The sequence below is a fragment of the Corallococcus interemptor genome (genome assembly GCF_003668875.1).
GTDB lineage: Bacteria > Myxococcota > Myxococcia > Myxococcales > Myxococcaceae > Corallococcus > Corallococcus interemptor.
Genome location: NZ_RAWM01000083.1, coordinates 12095 through 33190, shown reverse-complemented (window position 1 = coordinate 33190; position 21096 = coordinate 12095). Strand labels below are relative to the sequence as shown.

At 69.5% G+C, this 21096-nt stretch carries 19 protein-coding genes and 1 pseudogene; 5 read left to right on the top strand and 15 right to left on the bottom strand.

Annotated features, from left to right (window positions below; genetic code table 11):
* Window positions 1–25: 25 nt before the first annotated feature.
* Window positions 26–160 (bottom strand): annotated as a pseudogene (locus D7X96_RS41790) (carbonic anhydrase); the annotation flags it as partial.
* Window positions 161–807: 647 nt separating this feature from the next.
* Between D7X96_RS41790 and yjjJ the strand changes: the two are divergent.
* Window positions 808–2133 (top strand): type II toxin-antitoxin system HipA family toxin YjjJ, encoded by a 1326-nt coding sequence (yjjJ, locus tag D7X96_RS25655; RefSeq protein WP_120548744.1) that lies wholly within the window; start codon window positions 808–810, stop codon window positions 2131–2133.
* Here yjjJ and D7X96_RS25650 read toward each other — a convergent pair.
* From D7X96_RS25650 to D7X96_RS41550, 10 genes are all read right to left on the bottom strand, one after another.
* Window positions 2118–3392: a CapA family protein gene (locus D7X96_RS25650; protein WP_120548745.1), complete on the bottom strand. Its 1275-nt coding sequence runs from the start codon at window positions 3390–3392 to the stop codon at window positions 2118–2120. The genes yjjJ and D7X96_RS25650 overlap by 16 nt on opposite strands.
* Window positions 3392–4150: a class I SAM-dependent methyltransferase gene (locus D7X96_RS25645; RefSeq protein WP_120548746.1), complete on the bottom strand. Its 759-nt coding sequence runs from the start codon at window positions 4148–4150 to the stop codon at window positions 3392–3394. The genes D7X96_RS25650 and D7X96_RS25645 overlap by 1 nt, the downstream gene beginning before the upstream one ends.
* 63 nt (window positions 4151–4213) lie before the next feature.
* Window positions 4214–5617 (bottom strand): DUF8814 domain-containing protein, encoded by a 1404-nt coding sequence (locus D7X96_RS25640; RefSeq protein ID WP_121770961.1) that lies wholly within the window; start codon window positions 5615–5617, stop codon window positions 4214–4216.
* Between the two features lie 107 nt (window positions 5618–5724).
* Complete coding sequence (locus D7X96_RS25635) at window positions 5725–6498, bottom strand: serine protease (RefSeq protein ID WP_158616221.1); 774 nt, start codon at window positions 6496–6498, stop codon at window positions 5725–5727.
* 56 nt (window positions 6499–6554) lie between these two features.
* Entirely contained in the window at window positions 6555–7190 is a 636-nt protein-coding gene (gene upp / locus D7X96_RS25630) for a uracil phosphoribosyltransferase (RefSeq protein WP_120548749.1), read from the bottom strand.
* A gap of 25 nt (window positions 7191–7215) precedes the next feature.
* Window positions 7216–8424, bottom strand: coding sequence for a URC4/urg3 family protein (locus D7X96_RS25625; protein WP_120548750.1), 1209 nt, complete (start codon window positions 8422–8424; stop codon window positions 7216–7218).
* Entirely contained in the window at window positions 8417–9670 is a 1254-nt protein-coding gene (locus tag D7X96_RS25620; protein WP_121770960.1) for a GTP cyclohydrolase II, read from the bottom strand. The genes D7X96_RS25625 and D7X96_RS25620 overlap by 8 nt, the downstream gene beginning before the upstream one ends.
* 70 nt (window positions 9671–9740) lie before the next feature.
* Window positions 9741–11225 (bottom strand): CoA-acylating methylmalonate-semialdehyde dehydrogenase, encoded by a 1485-nt coding sequence (gene mmsA / locus D7X96_RS25615; RefSeq protein ID WP_121770959.1) that lies wholly within the window; start codon window positions 11223–11225, stop codon window positions 9741–9743.
* Window positions 11226–11408: 183 nt separating this feature from the next.
* A complete protein-coding gene (locus tag D7X96_RS25610) occupies window positions 11409–11849 on the bottom strand; it encodes a hypothetical protein (protein ID WP_120548753.1) in 441 nt (146 codons plus the stop codon).
* 159 nt (window positions 11850–12008) lie between these two features.
* Window positions 12009–12137: a hypothetical protein gene (locus tag D7X96_RS41550; RefSeq protein ID WP_279637404.1), complete on the bottom strand. Its 129-nt coding sequence runs from the start codon at window positions 12135–12137 to the stop codon at window positions 12009–12011.
* A 74-nt stretch (window positions 12138–12211) separates the two neighbouring features.
* On the opposite strand from D7X96_RS41550, the gene D7X96_RS25605 reads away from it, so the two are divergent.
* The 4 genes from D7X96_RS25605 (at window position 12212) to D7X96_RS25590 (ending at window position 15540) form a co-directional block, all read left to right on the top strand.
* Window positions 12212–12907, top strand: coding sequence for a hypothetical protein (locus D7X96_RS25605; RefSeq protein WP_120548754.1), 696 nt, complete (start codon window positions 12212–12214; stop codon window positions 12905–12907).
* A 149-nt stretch (window positions 12908–13056) separates the two neighbouring features.
* The gene (locus D7X96_RS25600) at window positions 13057–14421 is read left to right on the top strand and encodes a PilZ domain-containing protein (RefSeq protein WP_147468397.1); all 1365 of its coding nucleotides are present in this window, start codon (window positions 13057–13059) and stop codon (window positions 14419–14421) included.
* Window positions 14384–14797 (top strand): hypothetical protein, encoded by a 414-nt coding sequence (locus tag D7X96_RS25595; protein ID WP_121770957.1) that lies wholly within the window; start codon window positions 14384–14386, stop codon window positions 14795–14797. Before D7X96_RS25600 ends, D7X96_RS25595 begins: the two co-directional genes overlap by 38 nt.
* Window positions 14794–15540 carry a hypothetical protein gene (locus D7X96_RS25590; RefSeq protein WP_121770956.1) on the top strand — a complete coding sequence of 249 codons (747 nt, stop codon included), beginning with the start codon at window positions 14794–14796 and terminating at the stop codon, window positions 15538–15540. Before D7X96_RS25595 ends, D7X96_RS25590 begins: the two co-directional genes overlap by 4 nt.
* Window positions 15541–15546: 6 nt before the next feature.
* Here D7X96_RS25590 and D7X96_RS25585 read toward each other — a convergent pair whose 3' ends face one another.
* From D7X96_RS25585 to D7X96_RS25570, 4 genes are all read right to left on the bottom strand, one after another.
* The gene (locus D7X96_RS25585; RefSeq protein WP_121770955.1) at window positions 15547–16776 is read right to left on the bottom strand and encodes an AAA family ATPase; all 1230 of its coding nucleotides are present in this window, start codon (window positions 16774–16776) and stop codon (window positions 15547–15549) included.
* Window positions 16777–16955: 179 nt separating this feature from the next.
* Entirely contained in the window at window positions 16956–17480 is a 525-nt protein-coding gene (locus tag D7X96_RS25580) for a GNAT family N-acetyltransferase (protein WP_120548758.1), read from the bottom strand.
* A 237-nt stretch (window positions 17481–17717) separates the two neighbouring features.
* On the bottom strand, window positions 17718–19676 hold the full coding sequence (locus tag D7X96_RS25575; protein WP_121770954.1) for a DUF4091 domain-containing protein: 1959 nt from the start codon (window positions 19674–19676) through the stop codon (window positions 17718–17720).
* Between the two features lie 96 nt (window positions 19677–19772).
* Window positions 19773–21017: a phospholipase D-like domain-containing protein gene (locus D7X96_RS25570; RefSeq protein ID WP_121770953.1), complete on the bottom strand. Its 1245-nt coding sequence runs from the start codon at window positions 21015–21017 to the stop codon at window positions 19773–19775.
* Window positions 21018–21096: the final 79 nt, after the last annotated feature.

Below are 21096 nucleotides of genomic sequence, written 5' to 3'. Positions count from 1 at the left end.
ATGCTGGCGATGACGAGGGCTCCAGCTCGTTGCCTGCCTCGCGCACGAGGAAGAGCTCGCCGAGGCCCTGGTCGAAGACGAGTTCTGGGGGCACTCGCGAATCGCCGCAGGTGACGACGATGGCGTGCGGGTGCTGCTCGTTGGCGAGTGCGCTGCGCACAGCGATGGTCTGCGCGGGGTGGCGCGCCACGCACTTGGTGAAGCGTAGGTTGCCCTGCTCCAGCCGGTGGAGGGTGACCGGCGGCGCTTCGGGGCTTCACGGCGGGGTGGGACGGATGCGGGTCCCCGGCGAGCGCGGGCATGGTGATGCCCAGCAGTGCGACTGCCGCAGCGGTGCGAAGAAGAGGAGTCATGCGGGGCCGACCTGGGGTGGGGTGTACGCCGCGAGACGTGGGCCCGGGTGCCCCTCCGGGGCAACAAGCTCCGGCAATAAACTCACACCTTCCAGGTAAAGTCGTAAATCGAATATGAGTTGCTAAGGACCCGCCCACAGCTGCCATCGGCTGCCTGCTTGGTCGCTCCTTTCCCGGCGTACTGGCGCTGATTTGCCAAGTGGCAAGATGGCGAGAACAGGCTTGTTTACCGTGCGGTAAACGCCTCCCTCGTACCTTGGGACCACCCATAGAGCTGCCCCACCTACGAGCCAGGGAAGGACCGGGGTTTAGACGGTAGAGGCACCCGAAGGACCAGGGGGACAACTCCGAGCGATATCTACTCACTTGAAGAGGGTCTACCCTGGCTCCTTAGCTGTTAGATCAATAGGTTGAAGCCCGGGGCACCCCTGGTTATCTACTCACGTATCTACTCATGGCCCCTGCCCCTGATTCTGCACAGCTCCTTGAGGTCATCCGGCGGATTCAGCCCGTTTCGGCGGAGGCGCTAAAGGAGCATTTCAAGGTTTCCCAGCAAACCATGTCTCGCTGGCTCAAGGCGCTGGGAGCCGACGTCTGCCGGATGGGGCGAACCCGGGGAGCGAAGTACCACCGGACCCGAGTCATCCCATCGCTGGGCAGCCAAGTCCCCGTTCACCGAGTCGACGAAGCAGGCAACTGGCATCCAGAAGGGACCCTTCACTTCCTATCGCCTCAGGGAGCATGGTTGGAGCGCCGAATGGGCCCCGGTCAGCATTTCGAGGGCCGCCCCCATTTCGCGGAGGAGATGAGACCCCAGGGCTACATGGGTAAGGGGTTCCTCCAGCGGCATCAGGACCTGGCACTTCCTTCCCGCCCCGAGCTATGGACCGACGATCAGGTCTTCCTCGCGGTCTGCGCGCGTGGTGATGACTGTACGGGGAACCTCATCCTTGGCGAAGAGTCACTGAACCGCTTCCTCAACTCCGTTCCCCAACCAATCAACCGGGATGACTATCCCCAGCGAGCAGTTGATCAACTCGCAGCAGGTGCGGGTTCGTCGGCAGGAGGCGAGCAGCCAAAGTTCGCCGGCTACTCGCAGGGCCGGCACGTTCTCGTGAAGTTCGCGGATGCGAGCAGTGGCACCGCCGGCCAACGCTGGTGTGACCTGTTGGTATGCGAGTACCTCGCATTGGAAGCGGTTCGCGCTGCCGGTCTTGATGCCGCCGAAGCTGAATGGTTCACCCTGGGAGCCCAGCGTTTTCTGGAGGTCAACCGCTTCGACCGGGTCGGCCCTCGTGGCCGACGTCCCCTGCTATCGCTTGGCGCCATCGACCATGAGCACATCGGCGATGGCGGAAAATGGATCCCGGTGTCCCAACGGCTTCTCGCCGAGGGGCTCATCACACAAGAGGATGATCGAAGGATCCGATGGCTGGATACTTTCGGTCAGCTCATCGGAAACACTGACCGGCACAACGGAAACATCTCCTTTTTCATGGACGCCCCGAAGCGTTTCAGACTGGCTCCCATCTACGACATGCTGCCCATGGTGTTTGCCCCCGCGGGTGGGACGCACCTTGTCCCTCGACCATTCGAGCCCGCGCCTCCGACGTCTCACACCGTGGATGTCTGGGCCGATGCCTCCCGCCATGCGCTGGCGTACTGGGACACGCTCATTGCCTCCCAGGACCTCAGCGAGGAGTTCCGTCAGCGCTGCGTGACCTGCCGGGCACAACTCGAGGAACTCATCGCCCGAGTGCCGGTTCAGGGCACGGTCTGAGCCGTCAGCTCTCTTCGCCTCAGCTCCGGGGTGGCCACCTGGAACTCCGTGGGCAGCATCCTCAGGATGCGTTCGCGGCGGTAACGGGCATTGGTCAGACGCTGCTCCAGGGCGGCCTTCTCGGCTCGGGTCGCCTTGTCGGGCGTCGCGGTTCGCTGGGTCAGCGCGGCCAACCTTCGCGAGACCTCTTCGATTTCACGGTCGATGAGCACGGGTTGGATGTTTCGCTTCGCCTTCGCCTTGCGCCCCTGGGCGTTGTTCTCAATCCAGACCGGCAGGATTGAAACGTCCCCCAGCGACACCGGGACTCCGGGCTCCGCCCGGGTCAGTCCGACTCTCAGGAGCAGGCTGTCTCTTTTGTCTCCGTCCTTCCCCAGTTGCCCCTTCACGTGCCGGTAGAAGCGGGCCTGGTTCGCCACCAGGTTGCCCAGGGAGTACGCGATGAAACCCCGGCGCCCGGACTTCGTCGTGTAGGCCTCCAGGGGCTGCAGCACGTGCGGATGGTGGCCGATGACCGCGAAGGCTCCTGCTTCCAGGATGGACTGCCCCAAGGCCCGGTCCAGGGGATGCGGCGTGTCCGTGTACTCGCGCCCCCAGTGGCCCAGCACGAAGAGCGCGTCACACTTCGCCGCCGCGGACCGCACGCGCTCCAGGGCCTCCTCCGGCTTCAATCCCCTTCTCGAGGCGTGCTCCGGATAGGGCACCAGCGCCACGTGCGGCGCGTCCGCTTCCTTCGGGTTGCTGAAGCCGTTCAGGCTCCTGCTGAAGGAGAGGAAGCCCAGCTTGAGGCCTCGCACCTCCAGGAACACGGGCTCCCAGGCGGCGTCCTTCGTGGCTCCTGTTCCCGTGTGGTGCAGCCCCGCCGCGTCCAGGTGTTTCAGCGTCTCCACCAGGCCTTCCACGTGTTGGTCTCTTGCGTGGTTGTTGCCCGTGGAGACCACCTTCACTCCGGCGTTCACCAGGGCCTGCGCCATCGCGGGGGGCGCGTTGAAGACCAGCTCCTTCGTGAAGGCCTGGGTGTTGGCCGTCACGGGCGTCTCCAGGTTCACCACGCCCACGTCCGCCGTGCGCAGCACGTCCGACAATGGCCCGAAGACGTGGTCCCAGCCTTCGTGGTTGCCCGTGCGCGCGTGGGCCTTCGCCGCCGACTTCACCTCGCCGTGCGGAATCACGTCTCCGCCGAAGACGAGCTCCACTCGCGCGGGCGCGGCCATCCCCCACACCGGGATGAACAACAGCAAGGCCCCCCACCCTCGCATCAGTCCTGCTCCCGCACTCCGATGAAGACTTCCCGGTTCCAGGGGTCCCTGCGCGTCGTCGCGGGACAGCCGGCCTCGCGCATCCACTCCAGCCAGTCGTCACGCCGGAAGAGGCCGAAGCGGTGGCGCTCCTGCGACATGCTCACCGTTCCGTCCGCTTCGCGCAGCAGATAGGCGAACGCGGTCTCGAACGTCTCGTCGTCCGGATCCGGATCCCAGGTCCACATGAGATAACGCATGCCCCGGCCGTCCGGAGAGTCGTGGCCTCCGGACTCGGTGAGGGGCTCGAAGGTCTCCCGCACGCAGTCCGGCAGCAGCACCACCCGGCCTCCCGGACGGCAGTGCGCCGCCGCCGTGTGGACCGTGGCTCGCGCGTCCTCGCGCTCCACCGCGTACATGATGGCGTCGTGCACCATCACCCGGTCGAACGTGCGCCCCAGCCGCAACGAGCGCATGTCGCCGACCCGGTGTTCGCACTCCGGGTTCACCTTGCGGCTCACCGCCACCATCTCCGCCGAGCGGTCCGTCAGCGTCAGCGTGAAGTGCTTCTTCAGGTGGAAGGCCAGGCTCCCTCCGCCCGACCCCAGCTCCAGCATCGTGCGCGCCGGGCCGTCCTCCGGGTGCAGCATGGGGAGCAGGTCCTCCGCCTCCTCGCCGTACTCCTCCGGTGGCGAGAACAGCGGCCACCAGGAGGCGAGGTCGGTGTAGAGGTGCGGCTCCTCCACGGGAGGCGGAATCACGGTGCGCAACAACGCCATGGATGGCTTCCTCGGAGACGGGTCACCGTTCTACCGCCCGGACAACCCGTGCGTCCATGAGGCCTAGCGGACCTGGATGGCGTCCGCGACCACGTAGGTCCCCGCCGTCACCCAGCGGCTCAGCTGGACCTTGTTCCACCCCGCCGGGAAGCTCCACGTGCCCAGCGTGTTCCACCGCGCGCCGTTGATGGTCTGGTTCACCTTCACGTTCGCCAGCTGCGTGCCGGAGGCGTTCGTGACGATGAAGGGCGCCGCCGTGGAGCGGTCCGTCGCCGCCGTCCACCAGGCGTCCACCGTCTTGGTTCCCGCCGCGGACAGGTAGAACCAGAACGTCGCGGGCTCCGACACCGCCGCTCCCGGGGACACCAGGTAGCTGGTGCCGTAGTAGCCCGCCACGTTCGTGGAGGACGCCCAGCTGGTGCCCGTGAGCTGGATGTAGCCCTTCGTCTGGTCGTTGTTCGCGTTGTTGCTGTCGATGACCAGCCCCGTCGATGAACCGCCGCCGGACGTCCACAGGTACGTCACGTCCACCCAGTCGTTGTTCGACATGCCCAGGTCCGTCCAGAACGTCCCGTCCGCGAGGTCGATGCCCGCGGGGTTCGCCGGCCGGCGGCCGAACTGGTCCAAGCCGCCGTTGAAGTTGTCCTGGTAGGCCGCCTGCGCCTCCGGCTTGCCCTGGGGCAGCGTCTTCCACATCTCGCGCACGCTGGACGGGTTCCAGTAGTCGTCCTTCGTGTTCCAGGGGCCCACGTCCCAGACGGACGCCGTCGTGCACTTCGCTGTCTTCGAATAGCAGACGCGCACCTGGTACTCGGAGCCTCCGTTCGACGCGAGGCCTCGCCGCGACGGGAGCGCCACGAAGCGGTCGTTGCTCTTGATGACGTGGCCGTTCGCCGTGGTGCCGCCCACCAGGCCTTCACGGGTGGCGTACACGCGGTAGGTCAGCGGCGCGAGCGTCTGGAGGGATTCCTCGGACGTGCCTTCGCTCCAGCCCTCCAGCGCGACCTCCTGGACCACCGGGCCGCGGCCTCGCTCGTCCGCGACGACCGCCAGGCGCACCTGCACCTCCGTGCCCGCTCGGGGCAGGTGCACGGCTTCGTCTCCGGTGGCGGTGCGCCATTCACTCCAGGCGCCTCCGGGCATCCGCACTCGCACGTCCACTTCGACGGACTGCCCCATGCCCACGGTCGCCTGGACCCGGGGGCGGAAGGTGTCCACGGGCTGGTCGAGCTTGCGGGCCGGGAACTCGAAGAGGCCGGTGAGCCGGCTCAGGCCTTCGGGGCGGCGCATCACGGCGTTGGGTTCGTAGAGCAGCCCGTCCCGCGTGCCCACGAGCTCCGACGTGCCCGTTCCGGCGGAGAGGTTCTCCGTCCAGCGCTGCGAACCGGGCTCCGCTTCCGCGACTCCCTCCGCGAAGACCGCGCCCAACATCACCGCCATCAGGGTGGACCGCCACGACGCGCGCATGCCTGGACTCCCGGGAAATGGATAAAAACGTTTAGACCGCTCAACGTTTAAATCCGTCTTTCCCGGTTCTCAAGAGCCAAGGCGTGAAACAGCGTTGGCTCAGTGCATCACGTCCCGTTGATGACGGAACGGAGCCACGGCGTGTACGTGGCCACGTTGGTGAACACGGAGAACGTGTTGCACTGGCTGGAGCCGAAGTCGCTCGTAATCCCATACAGCTTGCCGTTGTAGGCCAGCGGGCCTCCGTCATCCCTCGTGCAGACGTTCGCGGTGGTGCTTGGCGCCGTGCACAGCATCGCACCGCTGACGAAGGTGCTTCCCACCAGGTCGCGGCAGGTGGCCGTGGAGGTGATGCTCAAGCTCACGCGCTTGAGCGCTTCGGAGGTGGGCGCCGTGGGCGTGCGGCCCCAGCCGCTCGCGACGTATGGCGCGCCCAGGGGCGCGGGCGCGTCCGGCAGCGTCAGCGGCTGTATGGCCTGGGACAGGTTGAAGGGCTGCGCGAGCTGGAGGAGCGCGACGTCGTGGGCCGACCCGTCGTAGGACGGGTGCAGCACCTTGCGCGACACCGCGCGGTACTGCTCGTCCACCTCCACCGTGCCCAGCCGCAGGTCTCCCGCGTAGACGCGCATGGACGCGGGCGTGACGCCCTGGACGCAGTGGGCGGCCGTCACCACCCAGCCGGCCCGGATGAGTGTGCCGCCGCAGGTGAACGCACCCGACACGTGGAGGCGCACCTGGTGGGGCAGTTCGTACCGGGCCGCGAGGCCCCCGCCGATGATCTCCTGGGTCTGGACGCCCAGACTGTCCGCCTCGTCCGGCGCCCCACCACAGGCGATGACTCCCAGGGACACCAACGCGGATGCGAAACGGAGTGTCGTCATGCGGTGAGACATGAATCATTCATGCCTCCCCGTCAATCGGGCAAATCAGGACTATCCTACTTCGTGCCGAAGAGGCGGTCTCCCGCGTCTCCCAGGCCCGGCAGGATGTAGCCGTGTGAGTCCAGCTTCTCGTCGATGGCGGCGGTGTAGACGCGCACGTCGGGGTGGTGCTCGCGCAGGTTCGTCAGGCCCTCCGGACATGCGAGCAGGCAGACGAAGCGCAAGGAGCCGGGGCGGCTTCGCTTCACCCTCTGGAGCGCCGCCACCGCGGAGTTGCCCGTCGCGAGCATCGGGTCGCAGACGATGACGTCGCGGTCCTCCAGGTTGGCGGGCACGCGGTAGTAGTACTCCACCGCGCTCAGGGACTCCGGGTCCCGGTAGAGGCCGATGTGGCCGACTCGCGCGGAGGGGACGAGCTGGAGCAGGCCGTCCAGGATGCCCTGCCCCGCTCTCAGGATGGGCACCAGCACCAGCTTCTTGCCGTCCAGCGCCCAGCCCGTGGTGCGCGCCATGGGCGTTTGGATCTCCTCCTCGCGCAGCTTCAGGTCCCGCAGCGCCTCGTACCCGAGCAGGAGGGAGATCTCCTCCAGCAGCGCCCGGAAGGCCGCCGTGCTCGTGTCCGTCCTGCGCATCACCGTCAGCTTGTGCTTCACCAGCGGGTGATCCACCACCGTGCAGTTCGGGAAGTCCATGCGTCCTCCTGTTTGGATTCGTGTTTCAGAACACCGTGCCGTCACTGCGGATCCGGATGGGGGGCACGCCTCCAGGGCGCAGCTCCGCCGCCACCCGGCGACCCGCCGTCCACGTGCCGCCCTGGAGCACCTTCGCCAAAGGCAGCTCCTCCGCGCTCAATTCCAGACGCCCCCGCACCAGCGCGGCCACGCGGTCCAGCAGCGCCACCGTCAGCGCCCGCCACTCCACGATGGGCGGATCTCCCGGGGCGAAGGCCTCCGTCGTCAGGCGCGGGTCCTGCGGCACCAGCACCCCCAGGTCCACGAAGAGGCCTCCGTTGCGGTACTCCGGCAGACCGGTGAGCGCGTCCAGCTCCGTCACCGTCACCCCCGCTTCCGCCAAGGGCTCCACCAGCGAGTACGCCAACCACTGGGACAACTTGTGGAAGGGCACCAGCGCATCCGCGCTCCCCGGCGGCCCGAGCGCTGGATGCGGCCACACGTCCCCCAGGTTCACGCCGTCCACCGTCGTGCGCCCCGGCCAGATGGGGCCCAGCACCTCCAGCACCGTGCCCAGCACCTCCGCGGCCCTCACGCTGCGGCGGTGCGCGGCCAGCATGTCGAACAGCGAGCCCGGCCTGGGCAGCACCCGCGACAGCGCCTGTAGCAGATGCAGCCGGCCCTCCACCCCGAGCAGCGGGTTGGACTCCGACACCTGGAAGCCTCGCTCCAACTGCTCGCGCGTCATGCGGCCCAGCGCCTCCGCGTCCGCGCGCAGCGGCCGGTCCGGGTCGGAGGAGAAGGCGCCCGCCATGAACATGCGCAGCGACGCCACCGCCAGCCCCTCCGAGCGCACGTACGACGCGCCCCCGGACTCCTGGTAGCGCCACGCCGGTCCGCTGCCCGCGTCCAGGAGCACGCTCACCACGCCCAGGTCCACCTTCGCCCGCGCGCGCTCCTGCGGCGGCAGGGAGGCCAGCCTCGCATCCAGCTGCGCGAGCCTGGGCACGCCTCCCGCGTCGAAGTGCCTCCAGCGGCTGTGCACCGGGATGTCCAGCCGGGGGTACGCCTCGTGCGTCACCGCCAGCACCCGGTCCACCACCGTGGGCAGCCGGGACGGTTCCACCCGGAAGTACTCCAGACGTCCGGCGAGCCCCAGGTCCAACACCTGGTGACAGCGCTCACGGATGGCCGCCGGGCTGCGCAGCCACGCCACCGTGGGGGACACCTCCTGCACCCGGATCGCGTCAAGCATCGAGGTCCCGTCCCTTCACCTGCGCCAGCGCCCCCGCGTCCGCCACCGGCCCGCGCGTGAAGTAGCCCGCCGCCTTCTTCGCCTCCATCTCCACCCTGGCGTCGGCCGGAATCAGCCCGTCCGGGATGGGGACGCGTTCGAGGATTTCAATGCCCGAGCGCACGATGGCGTCGTGCTTCATGTCGCTCATGGAGATGAAGCGGTGGATGCGCGTGATGCCCAGCCAGTGCAGCACGTCCGGCATCAGCTCCTGGAAGCGCATGTCCTGCACGCCCGCCACGCACTCCGTGCGGTGGAAGTACGTGGCCGCGGAGTCTCCGCCCTCCTGGCGCTTGCGCGCGTTGTAGACGAGGAACTTGGTCACCTCGCCCAGCGCGCGGCCCTCCTTGCGGTGGTAGACGATGAGCCCCACCCCGCCCTGCTGCGCCATCCGCACGCCCTCCTCGATGCCGTGCACCAGGTAGGGCCGGCAGGTGCAGATGTCGCTGCCGAAGACGTCCGAGCCGTTGCACTCGTCATGCACCCGCGCCGCCAGCGGCACGTCCCGGTCCGCCAGCGAGGCGATGTTCCCAAACACATACAGCGTCAGCCCGCCGATGGGCGGCAGGAAGACGTGCAGGTCCGGGCGGGTGATGAGCTCCGGGTACATGCCTCCGGTGTGCTCGAAGAGGCCGCGGCGCAGCGCGCCCTCCGTGAGGCCGAAGCGCTCGGCGATGCCAGGCAGGTACCAGACGGGCTCCACCGCGGCCTTCACCACCTTCACGTCCCCGTTGGCCGCCACCAGGTCGCCGTCCACCTTGAGGCGCCCGGAGGCGATGGCCTCGCGCACCTCCGGCATGTTGATGTGGGCCCGGGTGACGGCGATGGTGGGCCGGTAGTCCACGCCCTGCTCGGCGTAGGCGCGGAACACCTGCGAGGCCACCGCGCCCCAGGGGTCCAGCGACACGATGCGCTTGGGGTCGCTCCACTTCGGATACGGGCCCACCTGCGCCGCGGGCGAGGTGTTGGTCAGGTCCGCCTTGTGGTCCTGCGGCAGCTTGCCCGCGGACACCGCCAGCGCCCGGTAGATGGAGTACGCGCCCGAGTGCGTGCCGATGACGTTGCGGTTCGCGGGGTCGGAGAGCGTGGCCACCACCGGACCCCGGCGCAGCGGCTCCGATTCCCCCCAGCGCAGGGGGACTCCGGGGGCCTGACCATCGGGATGGGACGTAAGACGGATGTGATTGACCGGCTTCTTGTCAGCCATGGCGTGCACCCTCCTCGCGGGGCGCGTGGGAAAGGACAGACGTCTGCGGATGGGGCGAAGCGGCGTTTCGTCAGCTCATCCAGGAGCCGTCGGTGCGCGCGGACCACTTGCGCGTCACCTTCTTCAACTGGCTCCAGAAGTCGAGGCTCGACGGGCCGGTGATGTCCCCGTGGCCGAACTTCGATTCGCCCGTGCCCCCGAAGGAGAAGGGCTCACGCGGCACCGGCACGCCGACATTCACGCCCACCATGCCGGCCCGGGCGCCCTCGACCACCGACTGGGCCACCGCGCCGTTGGTGGTGAAGATGGACGCCGCGTTCCCATAGGGCGACGCGTTCTCCACCGCGAGCGCCGCCGACAGCGTGGGCACCCGCACGATGGACAGCACCGGGCCGAACAGCTCGCGCCGCGCGGCCTCCATGTCCGGGCGCACGTGGTCCAGCACCGTGGGCCCCAGCCAGTGGCCGTTCGCGTAGGCCTCGCCCGCGGGGCGCTTGCCGCGCCCGTCCAGCAGCACGCGCGCTCCGTCCGCCTGGGCCCTGGCGATGGCCGTCTCCAGCCGGTCCACCGCGCCCCGGTCGATGAGCGCTCCCATGCCCGGGCCGGCCTCCAGGCGCGAGGCGCGCCGGAGGATGTCGTCCACCAGCGGCTGCACGTCCCCCACCGCGAGCATCACGCTGGCCGCCATGCAGCGCTGGCCCGCGCAGCCGGTGAACGAGTCCACCACCGCCTGCGGCGTGAGCTCCGGATCCGCGTCCGGAACGACGATGAGGTGGTTCTTCGCGCCGCCCAGCGCCAGCACGCGCTTGCCGTGGCGGCTGCCCTCCACGTAGACGTGCCGTGCGACCGGGGATGAGCCCACGAAGGCCAGCGCCTTCACGTCCGGGTGCTCCAACAGCGCGTCCACCGCGGGCTTCGCGCCGTGCACGACGGAGAAGACGCCGGGCGGATAGCCGGCCTCCACCATCAGCTCACCCAGCGCGGTCGCGGTGAGCGGCACCTTCTCCGACGGCTTGAGGATGAAGGCGTTGCCCACCGTGACGGCGATGGGGAACAGCCACAGGGGCACCATCGCGGGGAAGTTGAAGGGCGTGATGCCGGCGACGACGCCCAGGGGCTCGCGGCGGTATTCGCAGGTGACGCCGCGGCTCACCTCCAGGTGCGCGCCGCTGTCCAGGTTCTGCAGCGACAGGGCGAAATCACAGACCTCGATTCCCTTGAGCAGGCCCGCGCGCCCTTCCGCCACGGTCTTGCCGGATTCGCTCGCGGCCAGGTGCGCGAGGCGTTCCAGGTGGGTTTCGAGCAGCGCGCGGAAGCGTTGCAGGAATTGGGTGCGCTCTCGCAGCGGGGTGGCTCGCCAGCCCGGCGCGGCGGCCTTCGCGGCCTCCACCGCCTGGGCGACACCGGAGGCGGGCGTCAGCGGCACCCGGCCGATGAGCGTGCCTGTGTAGGGACTGCGGACCTCCTGCGCGGACGCTCCGGCCGGAGAGACCCACTCTCCGCCCACGAGGTTGCGACAAGAGACGACGCTCTCGGGTAACCGAACAAAGGACACGCGCGCACCCCCCCGGTGTTGCGTGACGAATTGGCCGGCAAGGATAGACGCAAAGCCGGAAGCCAGGGCAAGGCGGGGGGCGTCACCGTGTCCTCGCTTGATCGGAAGCGATGGATCTCCCCAGGTTGCTGTGTCGCAAACCCGACCGATGCTTGGGTGCGCGGACGTGCGCGCCGCGCTTCGTCAGGCCTGGGAGAGCATCCGCTGGTGCCGCTCCGACAGGGTGGTGGTGTCCGTGAGGGCGCGCAGCTCCGCGATGGCGGTGGCGTCCTCGGTGTCCGGGTTGAGGCCGAGCGAGATGGCCTCCAGGTACAGCTCCAGCGACAGAAGGAAGCGTGAGTCGGCGGTGAGCGGATCTCCCTGCTCGCGCATCAACTCGCCGTCCTCGCGCACCAGCTTCGCGAGCATTCGCGTGCGCGAGGCGGTGCCGAGCAGGCGCGAGGTGGACTCGGCGTCCGCGAGGGTGAGCGCGCCGTACTCCATGCCCAGCACGGTGAGCGCCGTCTCGCGGATGTGGTTGCGTGCGTCCCCGTACCGCTTCTCCTTCCGGGCCTTGAGGATGCTGGCGATGGCGGCGGCGAACTGCTCGACGGCGCGCTCGATGAAGTCCTTGCGGAGGGACATGGGCCTCGCAGGGTAAGCCCGACTCGGGGCGTCCGCACGTTTCCCACCCCGGGGGCACCCTCCTGTCACATGAGACCCAGGAGGTTTCTTGTTTTCAGTGCCTTGGCGTGAGGGGGAAGTGTCCGGCGGACGCACTCCGGGTGGCCGGGAAGCGCGGCCTCAGTCCGCGATGGACCACGAGTCCGCGCAGGGCTCGATGTCCTCCAGGAGCGCTTCGCGGGAGGACGTCCCGCTCCGGAGCGCCGGCCCCGAGTCCTCCGCGAGGGCGGGCGTGGAACCCAGCAGCATGCACATCGAGGCAACGACAGTCAGCAATCGCTTCATTGGCAATGCTAAAGATTTCACTCCAAAGGAGTCAGGCCATGCCCCTGTCCATCATGAAGTCTGGGATTCGCGCCGCCATGCTGCTGTCTGTCTGCCTTGCCGGGAGGACTGTCTGGAGCGAGGAGGTCCAGCTCAGCGTCCAGGACGTGCCCCAGCCGCTCGCCGCCGCGGTGAAGCAGCTGGAGACCCGCGAGGGGTGGGGCATCACCTATGAGGAGCCGCCCGGCCAGCCCTCGCCGAAGGGGTCCATCCTCCTGACCTATACCGTCACGGATGCCACCCGGACGGATTCGAAGCTCCAGGAGGAGGTCCTCACGCGACTGCTCGCGCGACAGGCCGGGAAGGACGCTCCTCGCTTCCGGCTGGTGCAGGCCGGAGGGCTCTGGCACATCACCCCCGAGCAGGGCTCTCCGCTGGAGACCCCCATCACCCTGCCCCGTCAGGAGCGCCCCCTGGGAGAGGTGCTGCAACGCCTCTGCGCGGAGGTGACAAAGCAGAGCGGCACGCAGGTCGAGCTGGGGAAGACGACCGGACTGCGGCTGGAGACCCGGGTCACTCTGGAAGCCGTGACCCGGGAGCCCGCCCGGGTCGTACTGGCGAGGCTGCTCAACACCCTGCCCCAGCGCGCGGCGTGGACCCTGCGCACCCAGGGCCCGGAGCGGAAGTTCGTCCTTTCTCCCCACCGGATCTTCCGCCTCACGGGGGGTACGCCGGGGCCGGCTCCATCGAAGTAAACCCACCCGTGACCTCTGGATGATGAGGGCTTCCGGCGGAATGGAACGACCAGCCCCAGGGTCTGGTTGCGTATCCATTTCAAGCGCGGAGCCACGGCAGTCCCGGGTGATTCGCGCACCCCCCGACGTCATTCATCTGGAGAGTCACCGTGGGAGCGCCTTTCGCTCGCGCACAGCTGCGCCCGTTGTCCGAGGCACCGGTCCTGGAATGGGAGATCCGGTGGGACATCACCGACTCCGAGCGCATCCGCATCATCCTCGCCACCGCCGCCGCGCTGGGCTCTCCCGCCCTCTTGCGACGGGGGAGCGCGTCGTCGCCGCTGCGGCTGGAGACGCTGGAGCTGGAAAGCGGAGTCCTCCACTGGTCCGGGCTGACGGTGGATCCAGGCACGGATGCGTGGGAGGTGGAGGTGTTCGGCCATGGCTGCGTCTACCGGATGCTCCTGTCCGGTGAGCCCGCGGAGCCTGGGACGTGGGTAACGCCGCTGCCGCGTCAGTTGCTCCAGCTGCGCCGCCGGGCCCACCGGCGTGCTCCCGCGCCTCCGGACCTGCGCTTGCGTCTGCCATTGCCGGGCTGGCTGGGCCGGGAGCGCGACGCGGTGGACGTGTCCCTGCATGGGATGGCGCTGCGGCTGGGGGCCGGGGAACGCCTGTCACCGGGCCGCGTGCTCCAGCCCATCGAGCTGCGCACGGCGGCGGGTGAGGTCCTGTCGCTGCGCGGGGAGGTGCGCCATGTGTCGGACCGCGCGGATGGAGAGCTCCAGTGCGGGCTGCTCGTGACGCCGCTGACCTCCGTGGACACGGAGCGATGGCAGGCATTGGTGGCCCGGGCGCTCCACCCGACGACGTGCACCGACGGCGCGCGGGTGGAGGAGCAATGGCGGCTGTTCATCGACTCCGGCTACTTCAACCTGGCGGGCCGGTCCGTGGAGGACTTCGAGTCGCGGCGGCGGAGCTTCATCGAGCTGGGCCGCCGGGCCGGTTCGATGGGCTCGGTCCTCACCGAGGTGGTGTGGCCTTCAGAGCGCGGCGTGGAGGCGACCCTCTCCACGATGAAGCCCTACCGCTCCGTGTGGATGGTGCACCAGCTGGCGCGGCGTCAGGACGCCACGCGGTTCGAGCGCCTCAAGGGCCAGATGCTGCGCGACCTGTACGCGCACTGCGTGGAGCACGCGCAGCGGGACCCCGGGTTCCGGTGGTTCGCGGCGTACGTCGAATCCACCGTGCCCTTCACGTATCGCTCGCACGTTGGGTTCGCCGAGCGCATGGCGGCGACGGGCCGGACGCTGCTGTTGCCCATGCGAATGATTGACGTCGAGTGCGGCGATGCGCCGGCTTCGTCCGTGCCAGGCCTGGAGCTGGGGCCCGCGACGGAGGAGGAGCGGCGGCTGCTGGTGGAGCGCATCGCCCTCACCCGCCCTGCCCCCTACGCCGAGGCGCTGGACCTGCACCTGGACACGCTGGACCTTGCGGGACGTGACGCGGGCGTGGCAGGCGGTGGGCCTGGAGCGTGAGCGGCACCTGCTGGTCGCCCGGGAAGGCGCGAAGCCGGTGGCCGTGGCCATCCTGGAGTCGGGGCCGCCGGGGACCAATCCCTTCGGGCTGCTGGACTCCGTGCGGCTGTTCGCGCTGTCACCGCGAGCGCGGCTGGCCTACCCGGCGCTGATGGACGGCGCGCGCAGCTGGTTCGCGCAGCGCTTCCGCGACGTCTTCACCTTCCTGGCCGAGGAGCCCGGCGACGTGGAGGCCGCGGGCCTGCATGACGCGGCGCCCGACGCGAAGCCCGCCTTGTGGCTCATCCCCTCGGACCTCGCTTCCGGATTCCTTGAACACATCCACGAGCAGACGGCCCCCCGTCCGCACTTCCACCCCCAGAAGGAACTGTCATGACCCTCATCCAGACGCACTACCTGCCGCACGCCCTGCCCACCCGCGCCCGCCTGGACACGGAGCCCGTCGTGCGCGAGCTCCTGTCGCCGGACATCTCGCCGGACCTGATGGCGCGCTTCCTCATCGAGTGGTCCGCCCGGGGCGCGTACATGACCGAGCCCGTGGACGGGTGGATCCGTGGCGCGGGTGAGCGCTGCATCGCGCTGGGGCAGGAGAAGGTGGGCCGTCAGCTCATCACCCACGCGAAGCACGAGGCCGGCCACCACCTGATGACCATCGCGGACGCGCGCGTGCTGACGGCGCGGTGGAACGCGGGCCACTCGCGGAAGCTGGACGCGGATGCGCTGGTGGCCCAGGCGCCCACGGCCGCGATGCGCGAGTACCGGCAGGTGCACGACGAGGCCATCACCGGCGACCTGCCGCTGGGCCAGGCGGCCATCGAGTACGAGGTGGGCTACCTGGCGGTGGTGCTGGTGCCGCGCATCCTGGCGCGCGTGCGCGAAGTGGTGGGACAGGAGACGCTGGACTCGCTCACCTTCCTGCGAGAGCACGCGGAGGTGGACGTGGGCCACACCGCGCTCAATGAGCGGATGATGGAGGGGCTTCTGGGCACCCACCCCGAGGAGGGCCCTCGGCTGGCGTCGTTCGGTTCGCGCGGGCTGGATTGCTACCTGCGCTTCCTGGCGGACTGCATGGACGCCGCGCGCCGGAGCCTGGAGGGCGTCACGGCGGTGGCGGCCTGAGCAGCCTCACGGGGCCGCGTGGCTCCGTGAGGCCCAGTATTCGTGCTGCGCGGGCACGGAGACGAACTCACGCTCCGGATAGCGCAGCGCGGTCAGCTTGCCTCCGAAGACACAGCCCGTGTCCACGCAGACGGTGTTGTTCACCCACTCGGACTCCGGTACGGGGGTGTGGCCGTACACGACCATGGCCTGCCCCTGGTAGTCGCGAGCCCAGTCGGCTCGCACCGGCAGGCCGTAGGCGTCCGCTTCGCCCGTGGTTTCTCCGTAGAGGGCGAAGTCACGCACCTCCGGGGTGTCCCGGCCGTGCATGGGCGCCTTCAGGCCCGCGTGCGCGGCCACCAGGCGGCCGTCGTCCAGGACGTAGTGCGGCGAGCGGGCCTCGATGAAGTCGGCGACCGCCTGGGAGAACCCGGGCGGCTCTCGCTCCAGCTGCTCCAGCGTCATCGCGAGGCCGCGCCCCACGCGCACGTCCTTGCCACGCAGCTTCTTGAGCAGCTTGAACTCGTGGTTGCCCGGCACGCACAGCGCCGTGCCTGCCTCGACCATGCCCATCACCAGGCGCAGCACGTCCGTCACGCCGGGACCGCGGTCCACCAGGTCGCCCAGGAAGACGACCTTGCGGCCGGCGGGCGTGGCCACGTCGAAGCCGGGGCTTCCGTCCGCTCGCGGCGCGACCGTGAAGCCCAGCTCCGTCAGCAGGGACCGCAGCTCCGTGAAGCAGCCGTGGATGTCTCCGATGATGTCGAAGGGGCCGTGCTCGTCGTGGCGGCGGCTGGGCAGCGGGCGGTGCTCGAAGGCCACCGCTCCGACGGTTTCCGGCGTGAGCACGTGCACGTGCCGGATGCCTTCCTTCGTCAGCCCCTTCAGCGCGTTCTGGAGCTGCTGCACCTGGTTGCGCAGGGCCTTGGGACTGGCGTGCGCACCGGTGCGCGTGCGGTTTCGCTCCAGACAGAGCGCCTCCGGCGTGTCCAGGGCCACCGCGACCAGGGCGACGTGGTGCTCGCGCGCCAGGGTGACGTAGTGGCGGCGCGACTCGGCGCTCAGGGGCACTCCGTCGATGACGGTGAGCGTGCCCCTGGCGAGCCTTCGCGCCACCTCTTCGTGGAGCCTGGTTTCATTGCCCGTGCCGGGCAGCACGTCTTCCGGGAGGAAGTGCGCGTTGGCGAGGGTGGACTTGCCGGAGCCGGAGGGGCCCAGGAGCAACACGAGCGACTGCTCGGGAATGGGAATCATCATGATGGGAACACCGGGTGGGGGGTCGGCGTACCGACCGGCGCCCCTTCCGGGGCAGGACGCACGCCACGACTCCGGCGCGTGATCCCCTCCGGTGCCCGGGTCATGCGAGCGTTCGCGGACCCTCCGGCGTCAGACGGGATGCGCTCTCCACGGTTGAACGCGTTCCCGCCTGACATGCGTCACTTCAGGGGCAGCAGGTACGCCTCCAGGAACACGTCCGGGAGGCGGTCCATGTCGCCTTCCGGCGTCCGCTGGTAGCCGCGGCGCTGGTACATGCGCGCGACGCCCTCCGCGCCCCGGCGGACGTGGAGGGAGATGGCGTCCACGCCCCAGCGCTTCGCGAGGACCTCCGCCTCCGCCAGCAGCGGCTGGGCCAGGCCCTGGCCGTGGTAGCGCACCGAGGTGGCCAGGGCGCGCAGGTCCGCCGTGCGGGGCAGCCAGGCTTCGGTGCCGGGCGCTTCGGGCGGGTACAGGGCCACGGTGCCGGCGACTTCTCCGTCCACCTCCGCCACCAGCATGGTGCACACCTTGCGCCGGGAGGCGACGTCGCGCAGGAACGCCTTGCGCTCGGCGGAGTAGACGACCTCCGGCAGCTTCTTCGCGTACTGCGTGACGTAGGCCTCCACCAACAGCTCGCCAATCGCCTGGTCGTCCTCGGGCCGCGCCTCGCGGATGACGGCTCGCTTCACCACGTCCGTGCTCATGCGCCGCCCTCTAGCATGACGGCGCGGACCTTGAGCGGCGCTTCCAGGCAGGCAGCCAGGGTTGTACCTCCCCTGTCCGACATGGGTCCGACCTGGCGACCCCGACCGGGCGCCCGGGACGCGATGCTCCAAAACCTGTCCGACTGTCGGACAGGTTTTCGCGGTGTGCCTCCGGCAGGGAGGCCCCTTCCTGGCGCGTTGCGGCAGGCGTGCGCGATTCGCCTGCCGTCCCTGTGGCTACTTCTTCCGCGCGGGTACGGTCACGCGGGCTCGCTGACGGCGCATGCCTCCGAGCGCCCAGCCCGCGAACAACAGGCCTCCCGCGACCGTTGCCGTGCCACCGCCGCCCGTGGTGCAGCCTCCTGCCTGGGCGTCGGCCACCGCGTCCGGTGCCACATCGGAGCTGGAGCCGGGCGAGCCCCTCGACGGTCCTCCCGCGGCCTCCTCCGGCAGGGGCAGCGTGCCTCCGTCCGTCGGCGTCTGCGTGCCTGCATCCGGCTGCTGCGTTCCCGCGTCCGGCGTCGGAGTGGCGGTCAGCTCTTCGTAGCGCTGGATGAGCTTGAGCCTTGCCGCGTCGAAGGCGGCGCCGTCGTCCGTTACCCGCGACGCGGCGGGGATCAGGTCCCTGGCCACCTTGCGCGCGTAGTCCGGGTCTCCCGCGTCACTCACCGCCTTGAGCCATTCGTAGTCCTGCATGCCCTGACGGATGAGCTTGAGCCGCAGCGACGCCACCGGCACGTCTGTCTTTCCTCCAATGGCTTTCGGCGTGCCCGGATAGAAGAGCGTCCCGTCCCCGTTGCCGTTGAAGCGGTACTGGTCCTCCCACGCCGTGGAGAGCATGCCCACCGTCTGGTAGTAGAGCTCGCCCGTCGCGCCCTGCAGGAACGTCACCCACTCCATCGCTCGCGCCTTCGCCGCCGACCGGTCCAGCATGTACGACGGCCAGCCCGCGCCCGGCTTGTTCTCCGGCGCGTTGGTCCCATACGCACAGCCGTGGCTCATGCAGCTCTGATACATCCACAATTCAGTTCCCGGACGCTTCAGGAAGTCCGTGTACGTCCCGCGCTGGTCGCCCCGGAAGCTCGCTTCCGTTCCGTCCAGGTGGTTCACCAGTGGCACCGCCACGTCCACCTGGTCCTCCAGCGTGTTGGCCCTCAGCTCGCGCGAGTTCGTCGTCAGCATCGTGCGCAGCCCGGGCGCCGCCTGGCGCACCAGGTCTCCGTTCGCGTGCACCTGCGGGAAGGTCGTGCCGTAGGGCGGTTCGTCCCCCAGCTGCACATAGGCGCGGTCCAGCCAGCCCTTCGCCTTCATGTGCGCCGTGAAGTTCTTCAGGTTCGCCGCGTCGAGCGGACCCACGTACTCCAGGCTCGTCATCCGCGCGCCCTGCAACCGGTTGGGCGCCGTGCCCTCCAGGTACGGTCCCCACGTCGCGTCGAAGCCGCTCCACTCCGGCGGCCACGGCTTGCGCGGGAAGAGGCTGGACAGCGTGAAGCGGTGCTCCAAGGCCATCCGCTGGTAGCGCGCGAGCAGCGGCTGCAGCTCCTCCGGCGTGCAGTCCTCGCGGCCCGTGTGCGCCCGGCACACGTGCGGCGGCCAGAGCAGGAACGCCGAGGACAGCGAGGACGTGCTCGGCAGCGCCGCGTCCACCACCGTCAGCCTCGCCGTCACCTGCCGCTGGAAGCCTCCGTCCGCCTCCACCATCACCGTCCCCACGTAGTCGCCGGGCGGCGCGCCGGCGGGCACGTGCACGTCCACCCAGAGGGCTCGCGCCTCCTTCGCCGGCACGTCGAAGGGAAAGGCGCTCCGCGTCTCACCGGCGATCTCATCCGTGTCCGGCACCAGCCCGTCCGGCCACGCGCCCACCGGCTCTCCCGCCACCGATGCCTGCTTCGTGGTGACCAGCGCCTCGCGGTACAGCGTCACGTCCGGACCCTTCAGCGTAGCGGGCCCCTCCAGCGCGGGCAGCTTCGCGCGCACGCCCTCGAGCCCCGTGTCACCTCCGTGCAGGGCCACCTGGAAGGAGACGAACTCGTTGCGCGCGGCGGTGAGGCGCACCTCGGTGGCGCTCCTTGCGGCGGTCCCCGGCCGCACCTTCACCATCATCCCCTCGCCCCACACGGCGGGCCCGGCCGCGAACACCGGCAGGCCCACGGTCAGCGACAACAGCGCGGCAAGGAACGGTCGAATCGAAGGCATGAAGAGACCAACGCGACCCGGCCCTGGCTGCCTTCCCGCACAGGGCATCCCCTGTCAGCCCGTCAGGCAGCCAACCGAGGGCCTGGCTTCAAGGCATCACAGGAAGTCGCCGATGAGCCCCGGGAGCTGCTCGGCCAGCTTCTGAAGCAGGCCCCGCCGCTTCCAGCCGTGCCAGTGGACCTCCGCCGAGTGCGTGAGGTCCTGCTCGAAGGCCTTCGCCAGCTCCTCCGCCAGCACCGGATCCTCCACCATCACCGAGCCCTCGTCGGTGTGACTGAGCGCCAGCGGATCCATGTTCGTGGAGCCCACGACGCACAGCGTGTCGTCCGCGACCAGCGTCTTGGAATGCATCATCGAGATCTCGTACTCGTAGATGCGCACGCCGGCCTCCAACAGCCGCGCGTAGGACGCCCGCTGCGCGTTGTACACGGGCTTCACGTCGTGGTAGCGGCCGGGCACCAGCACCCGCACGTCCACGCCCTCGCGCGCCTTGAGGATGAGCATGTCGCTGATGGCTTCCGACGGGATGAAGTACGAGTTGGCGATCCACAGCCGGTGCTTCGCGGCGGCGATGGACAAGAGCCACATCTTCGACGCATCCGAGAGGAACCGGTGGCCGGTGCTGGCGACGAAGACGGCGCGCGCGTTGCCCGCGGGCGCGAGGTCCGGGAAGGACTCCGGGGGCAGGAAGGGACCGCCGGACTCCTGCCAGTTCTGCGCGAAGGCCAGCTGGAAGCCTCGAACGGCGGGGCCTCGCACCCGCACGTTGGTGTCCCGCCAGGTCTCCGGCGCGTCGCCGTTGCCCAGCCAGCTGCGCCAGATGCCGAAGCCGCCCGTCAGCGCGGCCTCGCCGTCGCGGATGACCATCTTGCGGTGCATGCGCGCGCGGATCCGCACGGCATCCAGCGACGTCACCGCGCCCTGATAGGGCCGGTAGATGCGCACGTCGCAGCCCGCGTCCGCGAGCACCGGGGCCACGACCTCGAAGTTCACGCTGCCCAGCGGATCCACGATGACCCGGCACTGCACGCCGGGAGCCCGCTCGCGCAGCGCGATGAGCAGCCGGTCCGACGGGATGCCCGGACGCCAGATGTAGCTGGCGATGTGGATGCTGGAGCGGGCAGCGCGGATCTCCTCCTCGATGACGTCGAAGACCTGGCCGTTCTGCACCAGCTCCGCGGCGTTGCCGGGCTCCATCGGGATGCCCAGCGTCTGCTCGATGGCGAGGTCCCGTTCCGCCGGGTCCTCCGGCAGCGCGCGCAGGCGCAGGTCCTGTCGGTGGTTCGGGTAGGGACACCCCGCGGCGAGCAGGGCGAGCAGGATGGGCCAGACCAGCCGCACGGCCGCAAAGCTAGGGCAGCCCCCGCCCTTCCGCATCCACCGTGTGTCCCGGAGTCGCGGAAGCACATCGATGGACAGG

What these genes read in the sequence shown, in the direction of transcription:
- D7X96_RS25650 (WP_120548745.1), bottom strand. Translation starts at nt 3,392, where the DNA reads ATGCGAGGGTGGGGGGCCTTGCTGTTGTTCATCCCGGTGTGGGGGATG.
- D7X96_RS25635 (WP_158616221.1), bottom strand. Translation starts at nt 6,498, where the DNA reads ATGACGACACTCCGTTTCGCATCCGCGTTGGTGTCCCTGGGAGTCATC.
- D7X96_RS25585 (WP_121770955.1), bottom strand. Translation starts at nt 16,776, where the DNA reads ATGATGATTCCCATTCCCGAGCAGTCGCTCGTGTTGCTCCTGGGCCCC.
- D7X96_RS41550 (WP_279637404.1), bottom strand. Translation starts at nt 12,137, where the DNA reads ATGCTGCTGGGTTCCACGCCCGCCCTCGCGGAGGACTCGGGGCCGGCG.
- D7X96_RS25580 (WP_120548758.1), bottom strand. Translation starts at nt 17,480, where the DNA reads ATGAGCACGGACGTGGTGAAGCGAGCCGTCATCCGCGAGGCGCGGCCC.
- D7X96_RS25605 (WP_120548754.1), top strand. Translation starts at nt 12,212, where the DNA reads ATGCCCCTGTCCATCATGAAGTCTGGGATTCGCGCCGCCATGCTGCTG.
- D7X96_RS25575 (WP_121770954.1), bottom strand. Translation starts at nt 19,676, where the DNA reads ATGCCTTCGATTCGACCGTTCCTTGCCGCGCTGTTGTCGCTGACCGTG.
- yjjJ (WP_120548744.1), top strand. Translation starts at nt 808, where the DNA reads ATGGCCCCTGCCCCTGATTCTGCACAGCTCCTTGAGGTCATCCGGCGG.
- upp (WP_120548749.1), bottom strand. Translation starts at nt 7,190, where the DNA reads ATGGACTTCCCGAACTGCACGGTGGTGGATCACCCGCTGGTGAAGCAC.
- D7X96_RS25610 (WP_120548753.1), bottom strand. Translation starts at nt 11,849, where the DNA reads ATGTCCCTCCGCAAGGACTTCATCGAGCGCGCCGTCGAGCAGTTCGCC.
- D7X96_RS25645 (WP_120548746.1), bottom strand. Translation starts at nt 4,150, where the DNA reads ATGGCGTTGTTGCGCACCGTGATTCCGCCTCCCGTGGAGGAGCCGCAC.
- D7X96_RS25620 (WP_121770960.1), bottom strand. Translation starts at nt 9,670, where the DNA reads ATGGCTGACAAGAAGCCGGTCAATCACATCCGTCTTACGTCCCATCCC.
- D7X96_RS25590 (WP_121770956.1), top strand. Translation starts at nt 14,794, where the DNA reads ATGACCCTCATCCAGACGCACTACCTGCCGCACGCCCTGCCCACCCGC.
- D7X96_RS25640 (WP_121770961.1), bottom strand. Translation starts at nt 5,617, where the DNA reads ATGCGCGCGTCGTGGCGGTCCACCCTGATGGCGGTGATGTTGGGCGCG.
- D7X96_RS25625 (WP_120548750.1), bottom strand. Translation starts at nt 8,424, where the DNA reads ATGCTTGACGCGATCCGGGTGCAGGAGGTGTCCCCCACGGTGGCGTGG.